The 20570-nt window shown below is 71.7% G+C and carries 21 protein-coding genes; 12 read left to right on the plus strand and 9 right to left on the minus strand.

Annotated elements, in window-relative coordinates; genetic code table 11:
- Nucleotides 1-129: 129 nt before the first annotated feature.
- From ACQEVU_RS09215 to ACQEVU_RS09230, 4 genes are all read right to left on the minus strand, one after another.
- Nucleotides 130-1209 carry an effector-associated domain 2-containing protein gene (locus ACQEVU_RS09215; protein ID WP_433322135.1) on the minus strand — a complete coding sequence of 360 codons (1080 nt, stop codon included), beginning with the start codon at nt 1207-1209 and terminating at the stop codon, nt 130-132.
- 606 nt (nt 1210-1815) lie between these two features.
- On the minus strand, nt 1816-2601 hold the full coding sequence (locus tag ACQEVU_RS09220; RefSeq protein ID WP_433322136.1) for an ABC transporter permease: 786 nt from the start codon (nt 2599-2601) through the stop codon (nt 1816-1818).
- A 5-nt stretch (nt 2602-2606) separates the two neighbouring features.
- On the minus strand, nt 2607-3398 hold the full coding sequence (locus ACQEVU_RS09225; RefSeq protein ID WP_433322137.1) for an ABC transporter permease: 792 nt from the start codon (nt 3396-3398) through the stop codon (nt 2607-2609).
- The gene (locus ACQEVU_RS09230) at nt 3395-4402 is read right to left on the minus strand and encodes an ABC transporter ATP-binding protein (protein WP_433322138.1); all 1008 of its coding nucleotides are present in this window, start codon (nt 4400-4402) and stop codon (nt 3395-3397) included. Before ACQEVU_RS09230 ends, ACQEVU_RS09225 begins: the two co-directional genes overlap by 4 nt.
- A 229-nt stretch (nt 4403-4631) precedes the next feature.
- Here ACQEVU_RS09230 and ACQEVU_RS09235 point away from each other — a divergent pair, with 229 nt between their 5' ends.
- Nucleotides 4632-5024, plus strand: coding sequence for a DUF6582 domain-containing protein (locus tag ACQEVU_RS09235; RefSeq protein WP_433322139.1), 393 nt, complete (start codon nt 4632-4634; stop codon nt 5022-5024).
- 3 nt (nt 5025-5027) lie between these two features.
- Here the strand turns inward: ACQEVU_RS09235 and ACQEVU_RS09240 are convergent, their stop codons facing one another.
- Entirely contained in the window at nt 5028-5615 is a 588-nt protein-coding gene (locus ACQEVU_RS09240) for a MerR family transcriptional regulator (protein ID WP_433322140.1), read from the minus strand.
- Between the two features lie 65 nt (nt 5616-5680).
- On the opposite strand from ACQEVU_RS09240, the gene ACQEVU_RS09245 reads away from it, so the two are divergent.
- The gene (locus ACQEVU_RS09245; RefSeq protein WP_433322141.1) at nt 5681-6532 is read left to right on the plus strand and encodes a helix-turn-helix domain-containing protein; all 852 of its coding nucleotides are present in this window, start codon (nt 5681-5683) and stop codon (nt 6530-6532) included.
- Here ACQEVU_RS09245 and ACQEVU_RS09250 read toward each other — a convergent pair.
- On the minus strand, nt 6489-7760 hold the full coding sequence (locus tag ACQEVU_RS09250) for an MFS transporter (RefSeq protein WP_433322142.1): 1272 nt from the start codon (nt 7758-7760) through the stop codon (nt 6489-6491). The two genes, ACQEVU_RS09245 and ACQEVU_RS09250, sit on opposite strands and share 44 nt — an antisense overlap.
- Nucleotides 7761-7822: 62 nt before the next feature.
- Here ACQEVU_RS09250 and ACQEVU_RS09255 point away from each other — a divergent pair, with 62 nt between their 5' ends.
- From ACQEVU_RS09255 to ACQEVU_RS09270, 4 genes are all read left to right on the plus strand, one after another.
- Nucleotides 7823-8962, plus strand: a complete 1140-nt coding sequence (locus tag ACQEVU_RS09255; protein WP_433322143.1) for an ROK family protein — start codon at nt 7823-7825, stop codon at nt 8960-8962.
- A gap of 38 nt (nt 8963-9000) precedes the next feature.
- On the plus strand, nt 9001-9351 hold the full coding sequence (locus ACQEVU_RS09260; RefSeq protein WP_433322144.1) for a hypothetical protein: 351 nt from the start codon (nt 9001-9003) through the stop codon (nt 9349-9351).
- Between the two features lie 60 nt (nt 9352-9411).
- Nucleotides 9412-9684 (plus strand): GlsB/YeaQ/YmgE family stress response membrane protein, encoded by a 273-nt coding sequence (locus ACQEVU_RS09265; protein WP_433322145.1) that lies wholly within the window; start codon nt 9412-9414, stop codon nt 9682-9684.
- Between the two features lie 85 nt (nt 9685-9769).
- Nucleotides 9770-11824, plus strand: coding sequence for a phosphocholine-specific phospholipase C (locus tag ACQEVU_RS09270; RefSeq protein ID WP_433322146.1), 2055 nt, complete (start codon nt 9770-9772; stop codon nt 11822-11824).
- On the opposite strand, the gene ACQEVU_RS09275 is transcribed toward ACQEVU_RS09270, so the two are convergent.
- Both ACQEVU_RS09275 and ACQEVU_RS09280 read right to left on the minus strand, forming a co-directional pair.
- Complete coding sequence (locus ACQEVU_RS09275) at nt 11793-12080, minus strand: hypothetical protein (protein ID WP_433322147.1); 288 nt, start codon at nt 12078-12080, stop codon at nt 11793-11795. The two genes, ACQEVU_RS09270 and ACQEVU_RS09275, sit on opposite strands and share 32 nt — an antisense overlap.
- Before the next feature lie 163 nt (nt 12081-12243).
- A complete protein-coding gene (locus tag ACQEVU_RS09280; protein WP_433322148.1) occupies nt 12244-12648 on the minus strand; it encodes a nitroreductase family deazaflavin-dependent oxidoreductase in 405 nt (134 codons plus the stop codon).
- 45 nt (nt 12649-12693) lie between these two features.
- Between ACQEVU_RS09280 and ACQEVU_RS09285 the strand changes: the two genes are divergently transcribed.
- Both ACQEVU_RS09285 and ACQEVU_RS09290 read left to right on the plus strand, forming a co-directional pair.
- A complete protein-coding gene (locus ACQEVU_RS09285) occupies nt 12694-13143 on the plus strand; it encodes a hypothetical protein (RefSeq protein ID WP_433322149.1) in 450 nt (149 codons plus the stop codon).
- Nucleotides 13144-13220: 77 nt separating this feature from the next.
- Nucleotides 13221-14162, plus strand: a complete 942-nt coding sequence (locus ACQEVU_RS09290; RefSeq protein WP_433322150.1) for a hypothetical protein — start codon at nt 13221-13223, stop codon at nt 14160-14162.
- Here ACQEVU_RS09290 and ACQEVU_RS09295 read toward each other — a convergent pair.
- Nucleotides 14143-14679, minus strand: a complete 537-nt coding sequence (locus ACQEVU_RS09295; RefSeq protein ID WP_433322152.1) for an ArsR/SmtB family transcription factor — start codon at nt 14677-14679, stop codon at nt 14143-14145. The genes ACQEVU_RS09290 and ACQEVU_RS09295 overlap by 20 nt on opposite strands.
- Nucleotides 14680-14735: 56 nt before the next feature.
- Between ACQEVU_RS09295 and ACQEVU_RS09300 the strand changes: the two genes are divergently transcribed.
- The 4 genes from ACQEVU_RS09300 (at nt 14736) to ACQEVU_RS09315 (ending at nt 20563) form a co-directional block, all read left to right on the plus strand.
- A complete protein-coding gene (locus ACQEVU_RS09300; RefSeq protein ID WP_433322154.1) occupies nt 14736-15644 on the plus strand; it encodes a S41 family peptidase in 909 nt (302 codons plus the stop codon).
- A 311-nt stretch (nt 15645-15955) separates the two neighbouring features.
- Complete coding sequence (locus ACQEVU_RS09305; protein ID WP_433322156.1) at nt 15956-17080, plus strand: GH12 family glycosyl hydrolase domain-containing protein; 1125 nt, start codon at nt 15956-15958, stop codon at nt 17078-17080.
- Nucleotides 17081-17229: 149 nt separating this feature from the next.
- Nucleotides 17230-19401, plus strand: a complete 2172-nt coding sequence (locus tag ACQEVU_RS09310; RefSeq protein WP_433322158.1) for a discoidin domain-containing protein — start codon at nt 17230-17232, stop codon at nt 19399-19401.
- Nucleotides 19402-19525: 124 nt separating this feature from the next.
- The gene (locus ACQEVU_RS09315) at nt 19526-20563 is read left to right on the plus strand and encodes a LacI family DNA-binding transcriptional regulator (RefSeq protein ID WP_433322160.1); all 1038 of its coding nucleotides are present in this window, start codon (nt 19526-19528) and stop codon (nt 20561-20563) included.
- Nucleotides 20564-20570: the final 7 nt, after the last annotated feature.

The following is a 20570-nucleotide window of genomic DNA, read 5'->3' on the forward strand; positions in this document are numbered from 1 at the left end:
CCGCGGGGCGCGCCCCGACGAGGTCGCCGCGGCGCATGGGCAGCCCGGCCGGACCGCACCCGGCCGGTCAGCTCCCGGCGCTCACATAGCGGCGGAGGCTCCCGCGACGGCTGCGGCACGATCGGGACTTCATGTTGGTTCGTCCGTTGGTGCTGGTACGTCAAAGGGCGCCATGAACTCGGAAAGCTGTTTCCGTTCCGCCGCTGATACGGTCGAGGCGGTCCTGGCCAAGAACGCGAGGGCAGTCGGGGGCCCGTCCACGTCCGCGGGGAGCGTGGCGAGGAAACAGAATATTTCCCACCCGGAACTGCAGTACCACGGTGCTCGCTGGTCCGGGCTTTCCAACACCCTCCTGTCGTGAGGGACGTCCGTGCGCTGCAGAATCGCCCGAACGTTCTCGAGGTTGTGCCCGCGACTCAACTGCTGGGCCGCCCACTCATTCGCAACCAGGTAAACGTCCCGGGTGCCCGACGAGCCTGGTTCCAGTAGTTCAACCAGCTCGGCAATCGCGAGAATAGCCCCGTCGATAGACGAGCACTTGGTAACCAACTCCACCAGCTGAGGTCGAAGCATCTTGTGCTCACGCAACTGGACACCCGGACCTAGTCGTTGCGCCAGTATTTCCATAAAAAGATCTCTGCTGGTGAGGATGTGAATGAATTGGCAATTATCTAGTGCGTGGATCATGGCGAGGGTCAGTTTCCGTTGCCCCTGAGAAAAGCTGGTCGATGTGACGGCGGCCGTCTTGGGGCGGCTTTGAGCAGGCTGGAGTGTCGGCCGTCCGGCGTTGAAGGCGGCACTGAGCCGCGACAGGTCGGCTGACAAGCCCTGCACGGTCTCCGTCAACCGACGGACCTGCTCCCGGAGTTCGGCGATCTCGGCCGACTCGTCTGATGTAGCGCGGCCCTTGGTTGCATCGTCGACCGGGGCGACGTGCCGACGTTCGGCCAGCCGTTCCCAGGTGCTGATCCAGGCCGGCCGATCCACCTCCGGAACGTCGCAGGCCTCGATGAATGCGCGCAGGAAGTCCTTCTTCGGCATTCGGGTGCCGCGCAGGGCGTCGGTGATCGTGGATCGGCTGAGCGGTGCTGTCTCTTTGCCGGCTCGCCGCTGCGCGTCGGCCCACCGTTCGAGGTCTCGATACGACTTCTTGCCTGACCGGACGTGGAGCCGGTTGAGCAGTTGGGCGAACTGCTCGATCGTCTCCACGGAACTGAGATCGTCGTCTGGGCTCACGGGCCGTCCTGGATCGTCCGACATTGGCAGACATTGGCAGACAGTGTCCGACGGCAGGAGGTGTTGCGTCAACGGAGGGGCGGGCCGGCCGCGGATCTGTCGCCGACCGGCGCCTCGATCGTCGGCGGACAAGCCGTCTTTCGCATAACTCGTCCGGGTGGCTACCGGACATCCGTGCGATCCGGCTTCCTTATGTCAAGGATTTCGCGCACGAATCGAATGGTGCGAAAGTGTTCTAGGGAGGCGATTGCGTTGAGCGGAGACCGACAGCGTAAGCGAGGGACTTCTGGCACTCGGCCGGCCCGACGGAATCGGCGCGACATTGTCCGTCCGGCCGCGGGGCGAGTGGCCGTTGCCGCGATATCCGGCGTGGTCAGCGGCGTCACGCGGGCTCTGTTCGACCTGCTGTTCGGGCGATGAATGCCTGCGCGTCCCTTCGCGTCCGTTCGGTATCACCGGAGCGCAGCGACCGCCCCGGCGGCGGTGGCGCCGATTGCCGCGGCGATGCCCGGGCCGTCCAGTGCCACGACGTGTAGGGCGCCGTGACACCGGGCCCGGGCGAAGGGGCCGGCGAACAGCTCAGCTCCCGGCGCTCTCGTAGCGGCGCAGGCCGCGGGAGAAGACCCAGGCGGCGATCGCCACGCAGTACACCGCGACGAGCGGCGTCAGCAGGCCCACCCAGGCGCTGCCGTGGCCCAGCACGAAGCTCACCGGGAAGAAGCTCACGAACGCGAACGGCAGGACGAAGCCCAGGGCCGCCTTCAGTGCGAGCGGGTAGACGGAGAGGGGGAAGCGGGCCAGGTCGCCGGCCTGGTGTACCGCAAAGGCGAACATCGGGCTCGGGCTTTGCATCCAGAAGGACGCCGCGTTGGTGGCGAGGTTGATGGCGACCTTGATGACGATCGCCGACAGCAGCACCACGATGCCGAGCAGCACCCGGGCGGGCGTCCAGTTCACGTCCACATGGGACAGTGCGGCGCCGAGCATGATGCCGCCGGTGAGGATGTTGGACAGGCCGTTGATGCCGATGGTGATGCTGCTGACCTGCAGCACCACCGGGTACGGGCGCACGAGCATGTAGTCGAGGTCGGCCTGGTTGATCAGCCAGGCGATGTTCCACATGCCCTCGAAGAACAGCGAGCCGACGCCCTCGGCGACGGCGACCATCGCGAACATGGCCACCACCGCCCAGAACGACCAGCCGTTGATGGCCGGCACCTTGGCGAACAGGGCGGCCAGGAAGACGACGTTGACGACCTGCATGAGGATCGTGCCGATCATCATGACCCAGAAGTCGCCCTCGTACTCCAGCAGCGAGCGCAGGTGCGCCCCGAGCAGGCGGACGTAGAGCCGCAGCAACCGCATCGTATTCATCCCCCGTGGACGGTGAGCCGGCGCAGCGCCCGGCCGAACAGTGCGCGCGCCGCGAACCACAGCAGCGCGAGCCAGCCGAGCTGGACCGCGACGAGCAGCAGCGCGTGCCGGCCGGTGGCCTGGCCGACGAAGATGAGCGCCGGCGTGGACGTGAGGCCCGCGAACGGCGACCACTCGGCCGCGGTGGCGAGCCAGCCCGGGAAGAACGCCAGCGGCACCAGCGCGCCGGAGAGCAGGCCGGTGAGCGCCTGGCGGGCCCACAGCACCCCGATGAAGTTCTCGGTCCAGAAGCAGGCGAGCGTGCTGACGTACGACACCACGAACTTGAGCGGCACCAGCAGCACCATCGACAGCCCGAACAGCGCGAGCTCGGGGCCGGCCGGAAGGTCCGGCGGGCCGGAGACGAGCGCGGCGACCCCGCCCACGAGCACGATCACGGCGACCTCGATCCAGACGCCGCCGATCGTCTCCCACAGCCGGGCCCGCTGGAAGTCCACCGGCTTGACCAGGTCGAGCGCGACGAGCCCGGAGCGGATGCGATGCGACATGCGGAAGTCGACGAACGAGCCGACGAGCGCGCCGGAGGCGAACGCGACGAGCAGGTAGCTGCGCATGTGCGGCCAGTCGAAGCCGCCGACCTGGGTCGCGCCGCCGCCGAGCAGCACCCGCCAGACCGCGAGCATCGCGACGAGCTGGAACGCCGTGCCGCCGATGGACAGCAGGAAGTTGCCGCGGTAGGCCAGGGCCGACAGCGCGGTGGCCCGGGCGTACGCGCGATACGCCCTCATACCGCGTCCAGTTCGAGTTCCCCGGAGTACACCCGGCGGATCACGTCCTCGATGGACGGCTCGTCGACGTGGAAGTCGACGAGGTTCGTCAGCGGGGCGAGCGCCGTCACCGCCTGCCCGGCCGTCATCGCGAAACGGTCGAAGCGCACCGCGAAGCGGGTCGGGTCCTCGCCGGGCTCGACGGCGGCGCCGGGCAGGGCCTCCCGCAGCCGATCCAGCGGTACCGCGGACTCGGTCTCGATGTTGAGGATCCGCTCGCGCGCGAAGGCGTCCTTCACGGCCTCGAGGTCGCCGTCGAAGATGATGCGGCCGGAGTCGATGATGACCAGCCGCCGGCAGAAGCCCTCGATGTCGCCGAGGTCGTGGCTGGTGAGCATCACCGTCGTGCCCTCGTCGCGCACGGTCCGGAAGAACTCGCGCACCCGGTCCTTCACGGCGAGGTCCAGGCCGATGGTCGGCTCGTCGAGGTACACCACGGGCGGCGCGTGCAGCAGCGCGGCCGCGAGGTCGGCGCGCATGCGCTGGCCCAGCGACAGCTTGCGCCCGAGCACCGGCAGCACGTCGCCGAGGTCGAGCACCTCGTCGAAGCGGGCCAGGCGTCGCCGGTAGGTGCCGTGGTCGATGCCGTAGACGTCGCGCAGCACCGCGAGCGACTCCGACACCGGCAGGTCCCACCACAGCTGCGTGCGCTGCCCGAAGAGCACGCCGATGCGGTGCGACACGGCGATGCGGTCCTTGCGCGGCGACAGCCCGTCGATGCGCACCTCGCCGGAGGTGGGTACCAGGATGCCGCTGAGCAGCTTGACGGTCGTTGACTTGCCGGCGCCGTTGGGCCCCACATAGGCCACGGCCTCGCCGGCCTCGATCGACAGGTTCACGTTGTCCACCGCCACCTTGTCGGTGAAGCGGCGGGTGAACAGATGTTTGACGGCCCCCCCAAGCCCCGGATCCTTGTCCGGCCTGCGGAAGACCTTGGTCAGTTCTCGTGCCTCCACCAGTGCCATCGGGCCGAGCCTGGCAAAGGGGGATCGCGACCGCAACGTTATTTTTCGATCTGAAGTAAGAGCCCCTCGGTGAGCCGCCGGTACCCACGGGCCGGGCCGGGCGCCCGGGGAGGTCGCCGACGCGATCGCCGCGCTGGCCACCAACGCCTACGTGGCCGGCACCGTCCTGCCGGTCGGCGGCGGCGTGCAGCCGGCGGTTGGGCCGCGTTCGGCCGGGTAACCCTGCTGTATGGCAGGCAGAACACGACGAAGTTCGAACGAGCTGGATGCGGCCGAGCGCAACGCGATGCCGGAGCGCGAGTATGCGTTCCCGCGGGTGCGCAAGGAGCCGCTCAACGACGCGTCGCACGTCCGCAACGCCATCGCGCGCTTCGACCAGGTGCGCGACGTCTCCGACGAGGAGCGGCGTGAGGCGTTCCGGCGCATCCGGCGGGCCGCGGGCCGCTACGGCGTCGAGATGACCGCGGACCGCTGGCAGGACCTGGGCAAGCCCTCCGCCGGCAGGAAGTCGTCGGACAAGGCCAAGTCCAAGTCGCAGCTGTACAACGAGGCCAAGTCCCGCAAGATCAAGGGCCGCTCGAGCATGACCAAGGCCGAGCTCGAGCGGGCCCTGCAGGGCTGACGGTCAGGAGCCGGCGGGGAGCATCGCGGCGCGCCTGCGTTGCATCTCCGCCCGCTCCTCGGGGGTGAGCGCCGCCATGGCCTGGCGGCGCCGCTCGTTCATCTCCTCCAGCTGCTCGGGCGTGAGCCCCTCCGTCATCCGGCGGCGGTGCTCGTTCATCTGCTCCAGCTGTTCGGGGGTGAGCGGACTGTTCATGGTGACCATCCCTTCGATGACGTCGATGAGCGTCGCGGCCGACGGCTCGGCGGAGCGGTCCAGCGCCCGCAGCACTTCGCCCAGGTCCCGCTGCAGCCGCTCGGCCACCGCGATGCGCTCGGCGACCTGGACGAGCTGGCGGCGGACCACCTCCCGCGGGTCGCCGCCGCCGCCGTCGAGCACCGCGGCGATCTCGCCCAGCGACATGCCGAAGCCGCGCAGCGCGAGGATGCGGTGCAGCCGCCGCACGTCGTCCGCGGTGTACCGCCGGTGCCCGGAGGCGTTGCGCGACGACGGCCGCAGCAGGCCGATCTCGTCGTAGTGGTGCAGCGCGCGGACCGTGAGCCCGGTGCTGCCGGCGAGTTCGCCGACCCGCCAGGTCTTGCCGTCGTTCACGCGGTTGACGCTACGACCTCACGTCGCGTGAGGGGCAAGCCTCGCGACCCTGTTACGGTCGGGTCGTGAGCGAGCTGGGGCTGTTCCTGCGTACGCGCCGCGAGGCGGTCACGCCGGCCGAGGTGGGCCTGGCGGCCGGGCCGCGCCGCCGCACGCCGGGGCTGCGCCGCTCGGAGCTGGCCGGGCTGTCCGGGGTGAGCATCGAGTACGTGACCCGGCTCGAGCAGGGGCGCGACCGGCACCCGTCGGCGCAGGTGCTGTCCGCCCTCGCCGACGCGCTGCGCCTGACGACGTCGCAGCGGGTGTACCTGTACCGCCTGGCCAAGGGCGCCGACCCCGGCTTCACCTGCCGCGGGCCGGGCGCCGAGGTGCCGCGCACGGTCCGGCCGACGGTGCGCGCGCTGCTCGACCGGCTCGGGGCGACCCCGGCCGCGGTCCTCAACCGCCTCGGCGACGTCGTCGCGGCCACGGCCGCGTTCGAGGTGCTCGTCCGGCCGCTCGGGCTGCTCGACGCGGCGCGGCCCAACCTGCTGCGGTTCGTCCTGGCCGACGCCCGCGCGCGGGAGGCGTTCCCCGACTGGGACCACGTCGCCGACGAGCAGGTCGCGGCGCTCAAGCACGGGCCGTTCCGCGCCGACCCGCAGGTCGCCGCGCTCGCCGACGAGCTGACCGTAATCGCCGGGCCGGACTTCACCCGCCGCGTCGAGGCGGTGCCGGGGCTGCCCCGCGCCTCCGGCGTGCTGCGCCTGGCCCACCCGGGCGCGGGCGGGCTGCGGCTGGCCTACGAGACCCTGGACCTGCCGGCCGACGACGACCAGCGCCTCGTCGTGTACCTCCCGGCCGACGCGGCCACCGAGGACGCCCTGGCCCGGCTCACGGCGCCGCCGCGGCCGCCGCTGCGGCTGGTCGCCGGCTGAGCGCAGGCCAGGTCGCGGCGACCACCACGAGCATCAGCGCGCCGCTCAGGCCGACGCCGGCCCGCGGCGAGAGCTCGGCCGCGGCGCCCGCCAGCAGGCCCGTCACCGGGTTGGAGCCGGGCAGCGCCATCGCCCAGATGCCCATGATCAGGCCGCGCATGCCCGCGGGGGCGGCCAGCTGGACGAGGGTGTTCGCGGTCGCGACCAGCCAGATCGAGCAGAAGCCGACGGCGACCAGGCCGGCGAACGCGCCCGCGGCGATCGGCGTCAGGCACGTCGCCAGGACCGACAGCGACGTCGCCAGGGCCAGGTTGCGGACCAGGCGCGGGCCGGGAGCGCCGTGGGTGCTCGCGGCCATGAACGCGCCCGGCAGGGCGCCGACGCCGAAGCAGGCGGTGAGCGCGCCGTACCCGCCGCCGCCCAGGTGCAGCACCCGCGTGGCGAACAGCGGCGTGGTGGTGGCCAGGTTGAACACCATGCCGCTCACGGCGGCCAGCGCGACGCACGACACGATCACCGGGTCGCGGCGCACGACCGCCAGGCCGGCGCGGATGCGGCCCGGCGCGCGGGCGGGCGGGGCCGGCGGCGCGGCGGCCACCGGGCGCAGCCGCAGCAGCAGCGCGATGGTCGGCAGGTACGTGAGCCCGTTGAACACCAGGCAGGACGCGATGCCGGTGGTGGCCAGCAGCACCCCGCCGACCGCCGGGCCGAGCGCCCGCGAGGCGTTGAGGATGACCTCGTACAGGCCGACGGCGCTGGTCAGCCGGGCCGGGCCGACGAGCTCGAAGACGTACACCTGCCGCGCCGGCTGGTCGATGGCGAAGACGGCGCCGTTGAGCGCGGCGAAGGCGAACAGCATCCAGAGCCGGATGCCGCCGGCCCCGATGAGCGCGGCCTGGGCGCCGGCCAGCACGGCGAACGCGGCGTTGGTGGCGATCAGGAGCCGCCGCACGTCGATCCGGTCGACCAGGGAGCCCGCCCACGCGCCGCCGAGCAGGGTCGGCAGGAACATCAGGGCCGTGATGAGGGCGATGTCGATCGCGCTGCCGGTCATCCTCAGCACCAGCCAGGCCTGGGCGACCCCGGACGTCATCGTGCCGGAGGCGGAGAAGACCTGGGCGAAGAACCACCAGCGGTACCGCGGATCGCGCAGCGACTCGAACGCCCGGACGAGCCGGTTGCCGTCCGGCTTTTGAGCGGATCCGATCGAATTAACGGTACTTGCCACGGGGGATGACGATAGCAGACCCTTTATTTGGCTCGATTCGATCGAATTGATAGCGTGGGGGCATGCTGAAACCGGCACAGCGGCGCGTGCTCGCCTATCTGGGCCGCGCGGGGGAGAGCAGCCGCGCGGAGCTCGCCGCCGCGCTCGGGCTGCCCAAGGCCACCGCGGCGGGGCTCGTCACCGGGCTCGCCGACCTCGGCCTCGTCGTCGAGCGAGCGCCGCGCCGCACCGGCGAGCAGGGCGCCGGCCGCCCGGCCCGGGTCGTCGCGCTCGAGGGGCCGGCGGCCGCCATGGGCGTGCTCACCGCCGCCGGCGGGCGGCTGCGGGCCCGCGTCGCCACGCTCGGCGGCGAGGTGCTCGCCGACGCCGACGCGCCCCTCGCACCCACGGCCGAGCCGGGCGAGGCCGTCGACGTCGCCGGGCGGCTCGTCGAGCGGGCGGCGGGCGGGCGCGGCCTGGCGGCGCTCGTCCTCGGCGTCGGCGCGCCCGTCCCGCCCGCCGGCGCGCTCCCACCGGCCGCCGCCCGCCGCTGGGACTGGATCCCGGCCTGGCTCGACGGCGGCCTCGCCACCGCCGTGCGCGAGCGCACCGGCGTGGACACGTTCGTGGAGAACGACGCCAACCTCGCCGCCCTCGGCGAGCACCGCTTCGGCGCCGCCCGCGGGCGCACCGACGTCGTGTACCTCAAGCTCGGCCAGCAGGCCCTCGGCGCCGGCCTGATCCTCGGCGGCCGGCTCGTGCGCGGCAGCACCGGCCTGGCCGGCGAGCTCGCCCACGTCCAGGTCCGCCCCGACGGCCCGATCTGCTCGTGCGGCGGCCGCGGCTGCCTGCGGCACACCATCTCCACCGAGCTGCTCGAGCTGGCCCAGCCCGCCTACGACGAGCGGCTCACGTTCGCCACCGTCCTGCGGCTGGCCGCGGCCGGCGACATCGGGCTGCAGCGCCTGCTCACCGACGTGGGGCGGATCGCCGGGCGGCCCCTGGCCGACCTGTGCACGATGCTCAACCCCGACGCCGTGGTGCTCGACGGCTCGGTCGGCCCGGCGGGCGCGCACATCGTGCACGGCCTCGCCGAGACCATCGAGCGCCACGCCAGCCCCGCGATGTCGGCGACGGCCACCGTGCTGGTCGGCGAGCTCGGCGCCGACGCCGACATCTACGGCGCGGCCGCGCTCCTGCGCAGCGAGTGGGAAGGCGCCTAGCAACCGGGCCAGGGCGCCGTCGACCGCGCGGTAGCGCCATGAGCAGGTCCGGACCGGCGAACCGGCCCCGGACGCCGGCCGCACTGGACGTGTTGTGCTCGGTGGAGACGATGAAGCCGAGCTTCGCGGCGCGCGCGGCGGCGGCGAGCCCGGCCGGCTCGCGGCGGCCGTCGGCCTGCACGGTGTGCAGGTGCATGTCGCCGCGGTACCAGGCGGGACCACGCCCGGTCGCCCGCGCCGGCGGCGTCGAGCACGACGGCCCCACCGGCGATCCCGGCCGCGGCGCCGGCCCGGGCGGCGCTGATCAGCAGTCGACGGCGATCCATCTGCGCAGCCTGCCGCGCGCGATGGCCGGGTGGCGTCATCCAGGTGACGGCTGCGGGTTTTGAGCTGCGCCGATCTGGGCAGTGGCGGGGTGTCCCCACGTTCTCATCCGCAGGAGGTCCAAGGTGACCGTCGGTGGCATCATCTCCGCGATCGTGGTCGGGCTCATCATCGGCGCGCTCGGACGGCTCGTCGTGCCCGGCAAGCAGCACATCCCCATCTGGCTCACCATCGTGATCGGTATCATCGCGGCCCTCATCGGCACCGCGATCGCCCGCGCGGTCGGTGTGTCCACTTCCGGTTTCAGCTGGCTCCAGCTGCTCATCCAGGTGGTGCTCGCCGCGGTCGGCGTGTGGGCCGTCGCGGGCTTCTGGGGGCGCCGTTCCATCGGGCGGTAGCACACCTCACAGTTTTCGCATCGCATGACAAGGGCGCCCCGGGTGGGCGCCCTCTGTACACCTTGCGCCCCTAGCGTCCCGGGGCATGGCCAACGTCGATCGTCGTACATTTCTGCAGATGGCGGCGGCCGCCGCCGTCCCCCTCTCCTTCGAGCAGGCGCTGTCGATTCCCGCACACGACAAGCACGGGTCGATCGAGGACGTCGAGCACGTCATCTTCCTGATGCAGGAGAACCGCTCCTTCGACCACTACTTCGGGACCATGCGCGGCGTGCGCGGCTACGCCGACCCGCACCCGGTGCGGCTGCCGTCCGGCAAGAGCGTGTTCCACCAGCCCGGCGGCGCCGGCGAGGTCATGCCGTTCCGGCCCGAGGTGCGCGACATGGGCAAGACGTTTCTGCCCGACCCGCCGCACGGCTGGAACGACACCCACGCGGCCTGGAACGGCGGGCGCTACGACGGCTGGGTGCCGAACAAGGGCGTCACCACGATGACCCACCACACCCGGGCCGACCTGCCCTACCAGCACGCCCTCGCCGACGCGTTCACGGTCTGCGACAACTACCACTGTTCGCTGCTCGGGCCGACGGACCCCAACCGGTACCACATGTGGACCGGATGGGTCGGCAACGACGGCCGGGCGGGCGGCCCGGTGATCACCAACGCCGAGGCGGGCTACGACTGGTCGACCTACCCGGAGCGGCTCGAGCGGGCCGGGATCTCCTGGAAGGTGTACCAGGACGTGGGCCTCGGCCTCACCGCCGAGGGCTACTGGGGCTGGACCGCGGACCCGTTCATCGGCAACTACGGCGACAATTCGCTGCTGTACTTCCACCAGTACCAGAACGCCGCCGCCGGTTCGCCGCTGGCGAAGGCGAAGCTCGGCACCGAGATCAACAAGCAGGACCGCAGCCCCGACCGGCTGCTCGCCGACTTCCGCGCCGACGTGCGCGCCGGCCGCCTGCCGCAGGTGTCGTGGATCGTCGCCCCCGAGGCCTACACCGAGCACCCGAACTGGGAGCCCGACTACGGCACCTGGTACGTGTCCCAGGTCATCGACATCCTCGCCGCCAACCCGCAGGTGTGGAGCAGGATGGCGTTGTTCGTCACGTACGACGAGGAGGGCGGCTTCTTCGACCACCTCGTGCCGCCGACCCCGCCCGCGACCCGGGCCGAGGGCCTGTCGACGGTCCCGGTGACGAACGAGATCTACCCCGGCTCCGCCGACCACCCCGCCGGCCCCTACGGCCTGGGCGTCCGCGTACCGATGATCATCGTGTCCCCGTGGACCCGCGGCGGCTGGGTCAACTCGGAGCTGTTCGACCACACCTCGCTCATCCGCTTCCTCGAGCGCCGCTTCGCCCACGGCCGCGCCGACCTCGTCGAGTCGAACATCACCCCGTGGCGCCGCGCCGTCGTCGGCGACCTGACCTCGGCGTTCGACTTCAAGACCCCGAACGCCTCCCGCCGCGTCGACCTGCCCGGCACCGGCGACCTCAAACCGGCCGATCTCACCCGGCAGCCGGACCAGGTCCCCGTCCCGCCGGCCGAGGGCCGGCTTCCCGTCCAGGAGCGCGGGGTGCGCCCGGCCCGCGCGCTGCCGTACACCTTGCACACCGACGCCCGCCCGTCGGCCGGCGCCCTGGCCCTGGACCTGCGCAACTCCGGCGCGGCGACGGGCGTCTTCCACGTCCGCTCGGCCGACCCCGCCCAGCCCCCGCGCTCCTACACGGTCGAGCCGGCGAAGCAGGTCACCGACGTGTGGCCGGCCGACCAGGGCTACGACCTGTCCGTGCACGGCCCGAACGGCTTCTACCGCCGCTTCGCCGCCGGCCCCGCCGACCCGGGCGTGATCGTGCACGCCGGCTACGACCATGCGTCGCTGACGCTGGAGCTCACCAACCGCGGCCGGGCCCGCGCCGAGCTCACGATCGCCGACCGCTACTCCGGCCGCACTTCGCACGTCGCCCTGCGCCCGGGGCAGACGCACCCGGTGGGCTTCCCGCTTGCCAAGAGCCATGGATGGTACGGCGTGACGCTCACCCTTGCGGGCGACGACCGCTTCGCCGTGGAGTACGCCGGCCACCTCGAGGACGGATCGCCCTCGATCAGCGACCCCCTGATGGGCGGCCTGCTGTAGCCCTCGCCGTCCGGCCCGGACCTCGCCGGTCCGGGCCGGGCGTGCGGGGGCCGGCCGAGAAGGCGTCCTGCCAATCGGTCAGCAGCTGCGGCCCGGCCGCCATGACCTCGGCCAGGCCGTGGGTGTCGGCGCTGCGCAGAGCGTGCGCGATGCGGATGTCGTGCGCGAGCCGGCCGGCCCGCTCGAGCTCCCGGTCCGACCACCGCCACCGTCCCGGTGTAAATGCGGCCCGCCGCCGCGAGAGCGGCCATCCCACCGGCGGCAACGGTCAGGAGCCACCATCCACGCAGCCGGCTCCACCAGTTGCGGGCAATCCGCATCACGGGCAACCTCCCGCCGTCGGCGTCACAGTAGCCGCGGGAGGCAACCGCGCACGCGGGCCGGCGACGGGATCGGCGCCGGCACCCCGTGCGTCCTCGCTAGGCCGGCTGCAGGATGACGACCGGAATCTGGCGGGTCGTCTTGCTCTCGTAGTCGGCGAAGCCCGGGTAGGCCGCCTTCTGCGCGCTCCAGATCCGCTCCCGCTCGTCGCCCTCGGCCACCCGCGCGACGACGTCGACCTCGCCGGTCCCGATCTCGGCGCGGGCCCGCGGGTTGGCCAGCAGGTTGTGGTACCAGTCGGGGTTGGTCGGCGCGCCGCCCTTGGAGGCGAACACGGCGTAGCCGCCCTCGACCGCCTGGTACATCATCGGGTTGACGCGGTTCTGCCCGCTGCGGGCGCCGACGGTGTGCAGCAGGAGCAGCGGCGCCCCCTCGAACGGCCCGCCGACCTTGCCCTCGTTGGCGCGGAACTCTTCGATGATCTTGTCATTCCAATCGCTCACATTGCCATTCTTGCGCGCGGGCCGTGCCGGCGCGCACGATCGGTCATGCCGCGAATCGAGTTCGATCTCACAACGTCGGTGCCCCCGGCCCGGTTCGTCGAGGCCCTGACCGACTTCTCCCCGTCGCGCGCCGAGGTCTGGCCCAACGTGGACGAGCAGCACCTGAAGGTCCACGACGCCGGCCCGGACTGGGCGGACGTCACCGAGGGCTCGTCGTTCGCCGGCGGCGTGTGGGAGCGCAACCGCTACGACTGGTCGACGCCGGGCACGGTCCGCGTCGAGACCACGGACTCCAACACGTGGCGGCCGGGGAGCTCGTGGCTGTACCGCGTGGAACCGGCCGGCACCGGCAGCCGCATCCGCGTGACGGTCGACCGCCGCCCGGCGACGCTGCGCGGGCGCCTGGTGTCGGTCCTGCTGGTCATCGCCGGGCGCCGGGCCCTGCGCAACGCCACCGAACAGGTCCTGCGCCGGCTCGCCCAGCCCCCGGCGTAAGGACGGGCTCGTGATCGCGAACCAGGTCCATCCCATTGATGCAGATGTACCGATTGCGGGCCAGTATCATCGCGGCCGTGATTGAGGGGCTGGTCGAGCGGGCGGGCGGGGACGACGAGGACGCGATCGAGGAGCTCGTCGCGATTGCGGACTCCGAGCCGGGGCGGCTGGGGCAGTACCACGCAAGAATGCTCCAGCTCGACGTGCTCTGGCCGGGCAAGCTGTACCGCGGGGCCGGCGAAGGCGTCGTCAGCGACGTCATCGCGCAGGTCGAGGCGGGGCAGGAGCTCGGGCGGCTCAACCATCTGCTGCTCGTCCTCGCGCACAGCGGGCACCCGCTGGCCGAGGGGGCGCTGCGGCGGTGGGCCGAGGCGCCGGCGCCCGGGTTCGAGGCGCTGCACGTCGGGCCGCTCGCGTACGCGCGCGAAGGCGGGTGGAGCGTGGACGCCGACGGGCGGCGGCGGGAGCTGTGTGCCGGCGTGGCGTACGAGTGGCTGATCCGCGATGCCGCGCCGCGGGCCGACCGGCCGGGCTGCCCGTGGTGCCGGTCGCCGCTGTGGCGCGCGGCCGAGCTCGACGCCGGGGAGACCGACGCACTGCGCCACACCGGGTGGAGCGGGCGGCTCACGGTCGAGACCTGCGCGTTCTGCTCGTGCTACACCACGCTGTACAGCCGCGTGCAGCCCGACGGCGGGGCGGCCTGGTGGGACGGGAACGCGCGGCCGGATTATCTCGGTGACGGCGAGGCCGAGGAGCCGCCGAACCGTGTCGCCGTTGCGGGGCCGAGGCGGCCCGGGCCGTACCAGGCCAGCGCCTGGGGCACGGGCGGCTCCACGCTCGGCGGGCATCCCGACTGGATCCAGGACGCCGAGCACCCCGACTGCCCGGAGTGCGGGCGGGCGATGGACTACGTCGGGCTGATCGGCGGCGCCGACCTCGACGAGTACGGCGAGGGCGCCTACTACATCCACCTGCACGCGCCGTGCGGTTTCGCGGCGGTCAACTACCAGCAGAGCTAGGTTCGGGCTGAGCGGGCCGGTAGAGGGTGAGCAGGAGCCCGTAGCGGTGCTCGCCGGGTCCGGCGTCGGTCAGCTCCGTGCTGAGCCTGGTGAGCTCGTCGGTCAGGCGCGCGACCTGGTCGGCGGTCAACCGGACGTTGCGCAGCACCAGAAACGGCTCGGGTGCCGCGTCCGCCAGTTCGTCGGCGACCGCCCGCACGAGCAGCGGCGTATGGGCCGTGGCCTGCTCCCCGCCGAGTTCGTAGCGGTGCACGGTGCGCTGGTAGTACTGCTCGGTGCCGCCCCGGACCGTCCGGGTCGCCACCACCCGCACCATGCCCGCCTCGCGCAACACCTTCAAGTGATGGGCGATGTTGCCCTTCCGGCTGCCGACGGCCGTCGCGAGCTGACTGATGGTCGCGGGGTGGATCAGCGCGAACAGCAGCCGCTGGCGCAGCGGATGGGCCATCGCCTTGAACTGCTCGGGCGTGGCGACTCGCATGACCTCGTCGGGGGGCGGTGCGTCGGGTACGGACACCAGTCAAGCGTCAAGGATGCTTGACGCTTTGTCCACCCGCTGATCTACTGGCCGCCATGGATCCCGCCACCGCACGCTCGATCGTCGCGCACGTCGGGCGGCTCGTCGCCGAGCACTACGTCTTCGCCGAGGTCGGCGCCGACCTGGCCCGGTTGCTGGCCGGGCGGGCCGCTGACGGCCGCTACGACCGCGCGGACGAGGCTCCGGCGCTGGCCGCGCTGGTGACCGAGGATCTCCAGTCAGCCAACGGGGACAGGCACCTGCGGCTGCTGTACAGCGCCGACGACGTGCCCGCCGACACCGATGAGGCGCAGCTGGCCCGGTTCGCCCGGGACGCGATCGCGAACGGGTCCGGCATCGCGCGGGTCGAGCGCCTGCCCGGCAACGTTGCGCTGCTGTGTGTGCGCCCGCTGCTGTACCCGCCCCAGATCGCCGGCGACGCGATGGTCGCCGCCCTGCGCCTCGTCGCCGACGCGGACACCCTGATCATCGACCTGCGCGAGTGCCGCGGCGGCGCGCCGGACATGGTGATGCTGGTGTGCACCTACCTGCTGGGCGACGAGCCGGTCCACGTCGAGGACTTCGTCACCCGCGACGGCGACGTCCGCCAGTACTGGACCCTCCCGTACGTGCCCGGCCCGCGCTTCGGCCCGGACAAGCCGCTGTACGTGCTGACCGGCCCGGCCACATTCTCCGGCGGCGAATCCCTGAGCTATGCGCTGCAGCAGCTGGGGCGGGCCACGATCGTCGGCGAGCGCACCGGCGGCGGCGCTCACCCCCGCGAAGGCTTCCGGGTCCACCCGAACCTGGAAGCGACCATCCCGGTCGCCCGCGGCGTCAGCCACCTCTCCGGCGACAACTGGGAAGGCACCGGCGTCCGCCCGGACGTCCCGGCCCCGGCGGCCGACAGCCGCGAGGTGGCGCTCCAGCTGGCGCTCTCCAGCCGCCCACCGGCCGCGCCATAGCGCCGCCTCGCGTCTGTGCGAGATGTTGACCCCCTTCCGGGGCCGCGACCGCGGCCACCTCGAGGGGGTGCAACGCCGGCGCCTCGACGGCGGCCGCGCCGGCCGGGGGCGCCAGGCGCTCCAGGGACGCGGGCAGGACCCGGGCCAGGGCCGCCTCGATCCGCACCTGTGCTGCGTCGACGGGCGTGCGCGCAGTGTATCCATCGCTGTAAGTTTCCGGGTTCTTACCGTACAAAACCCTCCAAATCGGCGGCGTCCCGCGCCATCCCTGCCATCGGCGCTCATGGTGCTCGATGGAAGGGAGACAACCTATGCGAGGAAGAGTCAGGGCCGCGCTGGCCGCCGCCGGGCTGATGGTGGCGACCGGTGCCGCCATCGTGCTCACCACGGGTTCGGCGCACGCCGACACCCAGATCTGCGAGAAGTACGGGTCGACGACCATCCAGGGTGGACGGTACGTCGTGATGAACAACGTCTGGGGCACCGACCAGCCGCAGTGCATCAACGTCACGAGCACCGGATTCAGCATCTCGCAGGCCAACCACAACGTGCCGACCAACGGGGCGCCGGCGTCGTACCCGGCGGTGTACTACGGCTGCCACTACGCCAACTGCAGCACCGGCAGCATCCTGCCGCTGCGGGTCAGCGACTCGCGGTTCGCCGGGATCCAGACCTCGGTCAGCATGAGCTTCCCGGGCTCGGGGCAGTGGGACGCGGCGTACGACATCTGGTTCGACCCCACGGCCCGCACCGACGGGCAGAACACCGGCGCGGAGATCATGGTGTGGGTCAACCACGCCGGCGCGCCCCAGCCGGTCGGGTCCAAGGTCGGCACGGCGAACATCGCCGGCGGTACCTGGGACGTGTGGGAGGGCAACATCGGCTGGAACGTCATCTCCTACGTGCGCAACCCGGGCACGAGCTCGGTGAGCTTCGCGCCGGCGTCGTTCTTCAACGACGCGGTGTCCCGCGGTTACGCGCAGACGAGTTGGTACCTCACCAGCATCCAGGCCGGCTTCGAGCCCTGGACCGGCGGTCAGGGCCTGGCCGTCAACAACTTCAGCGTCACCACCGGCGGGCAGCCGCCCGTCTCGACGCCCCCGGTCTCCACGAGCCCGTCGACTCCCGGTGGCGGGGGCGTCGGCAAGTGCAGCGTCACGTACACCAAGAACGACTGGGGCAACGGCTTCACCGCCGACGTGAAGGTCACCAACACCGGCTCGTCGGCGCTGAGCGCGTGGACGGTCGCGTGGAACTTCTCCGGTAACCAGCACATCACGAACTCGTGGAGCGCCGCCGTGACCCAGTCGGGCACCGGCGTCACCGCGAAGAACCTGTCGTACAACGGCACCATCCCGCCGGGTGGATCGACGACGTTCGGCTTCCAGGCGACGTACTCCGGATCCAACCCGGTGCCGTCGCTCAGCTGCTCGTAACTCGTGACGGAGAGCGCTCCCCAGCCTTGGAGAGCGCTCTCCAATTTGTTGACTGGCATTGACAGGGTCTGACCAAGGGCTCATTGTGGCTTTCTGAGAGAGCGCTCTCTCACACCGCCGTAACACCCCCGCCACGAAGGAGTCATCCAATGGACTGGTCGGTCTCCGCCCCCGGCCATCGATCCACCAGATCCCTGACGAGTCGCCGCACCTTCCGCTACGGCATCATCGCGCTCGCGGTGGCCGCCATGCTGCTGGCGTACATCGTCACGGTCGTGACCCGCGCCAACGCCGCCGAGACCCTGCTGTCGCAGGGCAAACCGACGACCGCCTCGTCGGCCGAGAGCGCGGCCACCCCCGCCTCGAGCGCCACGGACGGCAACACCGGCACCCGCTGGTCGAGCGCCTTCGCGGTGCCGCAGTGGCTGCAGGTCGACCTCGGCTCCGCCCAGCAGATCTCCCGGGTCGCGCTGAACTGGGAGGCCGCGTACGCGACCGCCTTCACCATCCAGACGTCCAACGACGCCGCCAACTGGACCAGCATCTACTCCACGACGTCGGGCGCGGGCGGCAACGTCAGCCTCAGCGTCACCGGCAACGGCCGTTACGTGCGGCTCAACGCCACGGCGAAGGCCACGCAGTACGGCATCTCGCTGTGGGAGTTCCAGGTCTTCGGCGGCAGCCCGACCACGCCCGGCAGCTGCGGCACCGCCAACGCCGCCCAGGGCAAGCCGGCCAGCGCCTCCTCGACCGAGAACGCGGGCACCCCGGCGTCCTCGGCGTTCGACGGCAACAACGGCACCCGCTGGTCCAGCGCGGCCAGTGACCCGCAGTGGCTGCAGGTCGACCTGCAGTCGGTGCAGACCATCTGCGGCGTGACGCTGAACTGGGAGGCCGCCTACGCGACGGCCTTCTCGATCCAGACGTCGACCGACGGCACCAACTGGGCGACGATCTACACGACGGCCGCCGGCACCGGCGGCACGCAGAACCTCAACGTGACCGGCAACGGCCGCTACGTGCGGATGAACGGCACCGCCCGGGCCACGCAGTGGGGCTACTCGCTGTGGGAGTTCCAGGTCCGCGTCACCGGCGTGCCGTCGACCACCAACGACACCCCGAGCAGCCCGAGCCAGTCGCCGTCCAACCCCGGCAACGCGGTGCTGCTGTCGTACAACAAGCCGGCCGTCGCCTCGACGTTCCAGAACGACTCGAACTGCAACCCGTGCACGGCGGACAAGGCCTTCGACAACGACCCGGCCAGCCGCTGGGCGACCAGCCCGACCAACGGCTGGGTCGACCCGGGCTGGATCTACGTCGACCTCGGCGCCCAGGCCCACATCACCCAGGTGATCCTGCAGTGGGACCCGGCCTACGCCGTGGCGTACCAGATCCAGACCTCCAACGACGCCACCAACTGGACGAGCATCTACTCGACCACGACGGGCAAGGGCTTCAAGGAGACCCTGAACGTCAACGGCAACGGCCGCTACGTGCGGATGTACGGCACCCAGCGCTCCAACGGCTACGGCTACTCGCTGTGGGAGTTCAAGGTGTACGGCACCGGCGGCAACCCGGTGCAGCCCCCGGCCCCGCCGGCCGACCCGATCTTCCCGGCCACCAACCTGGTCTGGAGCGACGAGTTCAACACCGGCACCAACGTCGACACGTCCAAGTGGCACGTCGACCCGGGCACGGGCCAGAACGGCGAGATCCAGTACTACAGCAACCTCGCCAACACCAGCATCCAGGGTGGCTCGCTGGTCATCGAGGCCCGCAAGGAGACGGCCGGCGGCCGCGACTACACCTCGGGCCGCATCAACACCAGCACGAGCTTCACCACGCAGTACGGCCGGGTCGAGGCCCGGATCAAGGTGCCCAAGGGCAACGGCCTCTGGCCCGCGTTCTGGATGATGGGCGCCGACTTCCTGCAGGGCCGCCCGTGGCCGTACAACGGCGAGATCGACATCATGGAGATCCTCGGCAAGAGCACGACGGATGTGTACTCCACGCTGCACGCCCCCGCGTACAACGGCGGCGGCGGCTACGGCCAGAAGCTCACGACCGTCGACCTGTCGCAGGACTACCACGTGTACTCGGTCGAGTGGGACAGCAAGCACATGACGTTCCGCGTCGACAACCAGGTGATCCTCGTGGCCAACAAGGACACCGTGGAGACGACCAGGGGCCCGTGGGTGTACGACCACCAGTTCTACATCATCCTCAACCTGGCCGTGGGCGGTGACTTCCCCGGCCCGATCGACGCCTCCACGCCGTTCCCGTCGCGGATGTACGTCGACTACGTCCGGGTCTACAAGTAATCCGGGTCTGCAAGTAGCAAGTAGCCGGAAAAACCCTCTGATCCAGCCGCGGGTGGACGTGACACGCCGATTCCGTCCACCCGCGGCTCCTCATCGCATCGGGGCACGATCTACCGTGGCATCCATGACGGGCAGCGACTCGCGACCGCCCACCCTCGAGCAGGTCGCCAACTACGCCGGGGTGTCCCGGGCCACGGTCTCCAGGGTCATCAACGGCGTGCAGACCGTGGATCCGGAGCTCCGCCGCACGGTGGAGCGCGCCATCGCCGCGACCGGATACGTGCCGAACCTGGCCGCCCGCTCCCTGGTCACGCGGCGCACCGACTCGATCGCGCTCGTGGTGTCGGAGCCGGAGAACCGCGGCTACTCCACGCCGTTCCTGACCCGCATGTTCACCGACCCGTTCCTGGGCCGCGTGACCGCCGGCGCGCAGGAGGTCCTCCGCCCGCTCGGCATCCACCTGGTCATCTTCCTGGCCGACCCGCCCGCGCGGCCGCATCTGCTGCGGTACCTCAGGCAGGGCCACGTCGACGGCGCCCTGCTGATCTCCTCGCACGTCGACGACCCGCTCCCGGCGCAGCTCGTCGAGCTGGGCGTGCCGGTCGTGCTGTCCTGCCGCCCCGGCCACCCGGTCACGATCAGCTACGTTGACGTCGACCAGCGCGCCGGCGTGCGCCTGGCCGTCGACCGCCTGGCCGCCCTGGGCCGCCGGTCCATCGCCACCATCACCGGCCCGCTCGACATGCCGGCCGCCCAGGACCGCCTGGCCGCCTTCGAGGAGGCCGCCCGCGCCCACGGCCTGACCCCGTCCCATGTGGAGGGCGACTTCACCCGCAACGGCGGCGAGCGCGCGGCGGCCCGCCTGCTCACCGAGCTCCCCGAAGTCGACGGCGTCTTCGTCGCCAACGACCTCATGGCCGACGGCGCCCTGCGCGTGCTGCAGGAGGCGGGCCGGCGCGTGCCGGACGACATCGCGGTGATCGGCTTCGACGACAGCACGGCGGCGCTGGAGTGCCACCCGCCGCTGTCGACGGTCCGCCAGCCGGTCGAGGAGATGGCCGGCGAGATGGCCGAACTGCTGCTGACCCGCATCCGCGAGCCCGGGCGCTCGCCCCGCTCGGTCATCTTCAACCCGGAGCTGGTCCTGCGCGCCTCCGCCTAGCGGGGGC

This window comes from Dactylosporangium sp. CA-139066 (assembly GCF_050936175.1).
Classification (GTDB): Bacteria; Actinomycetota; Actinomycetes; order Mycobacteriales; family Micromonosporaceae; genus Dactylosporangium.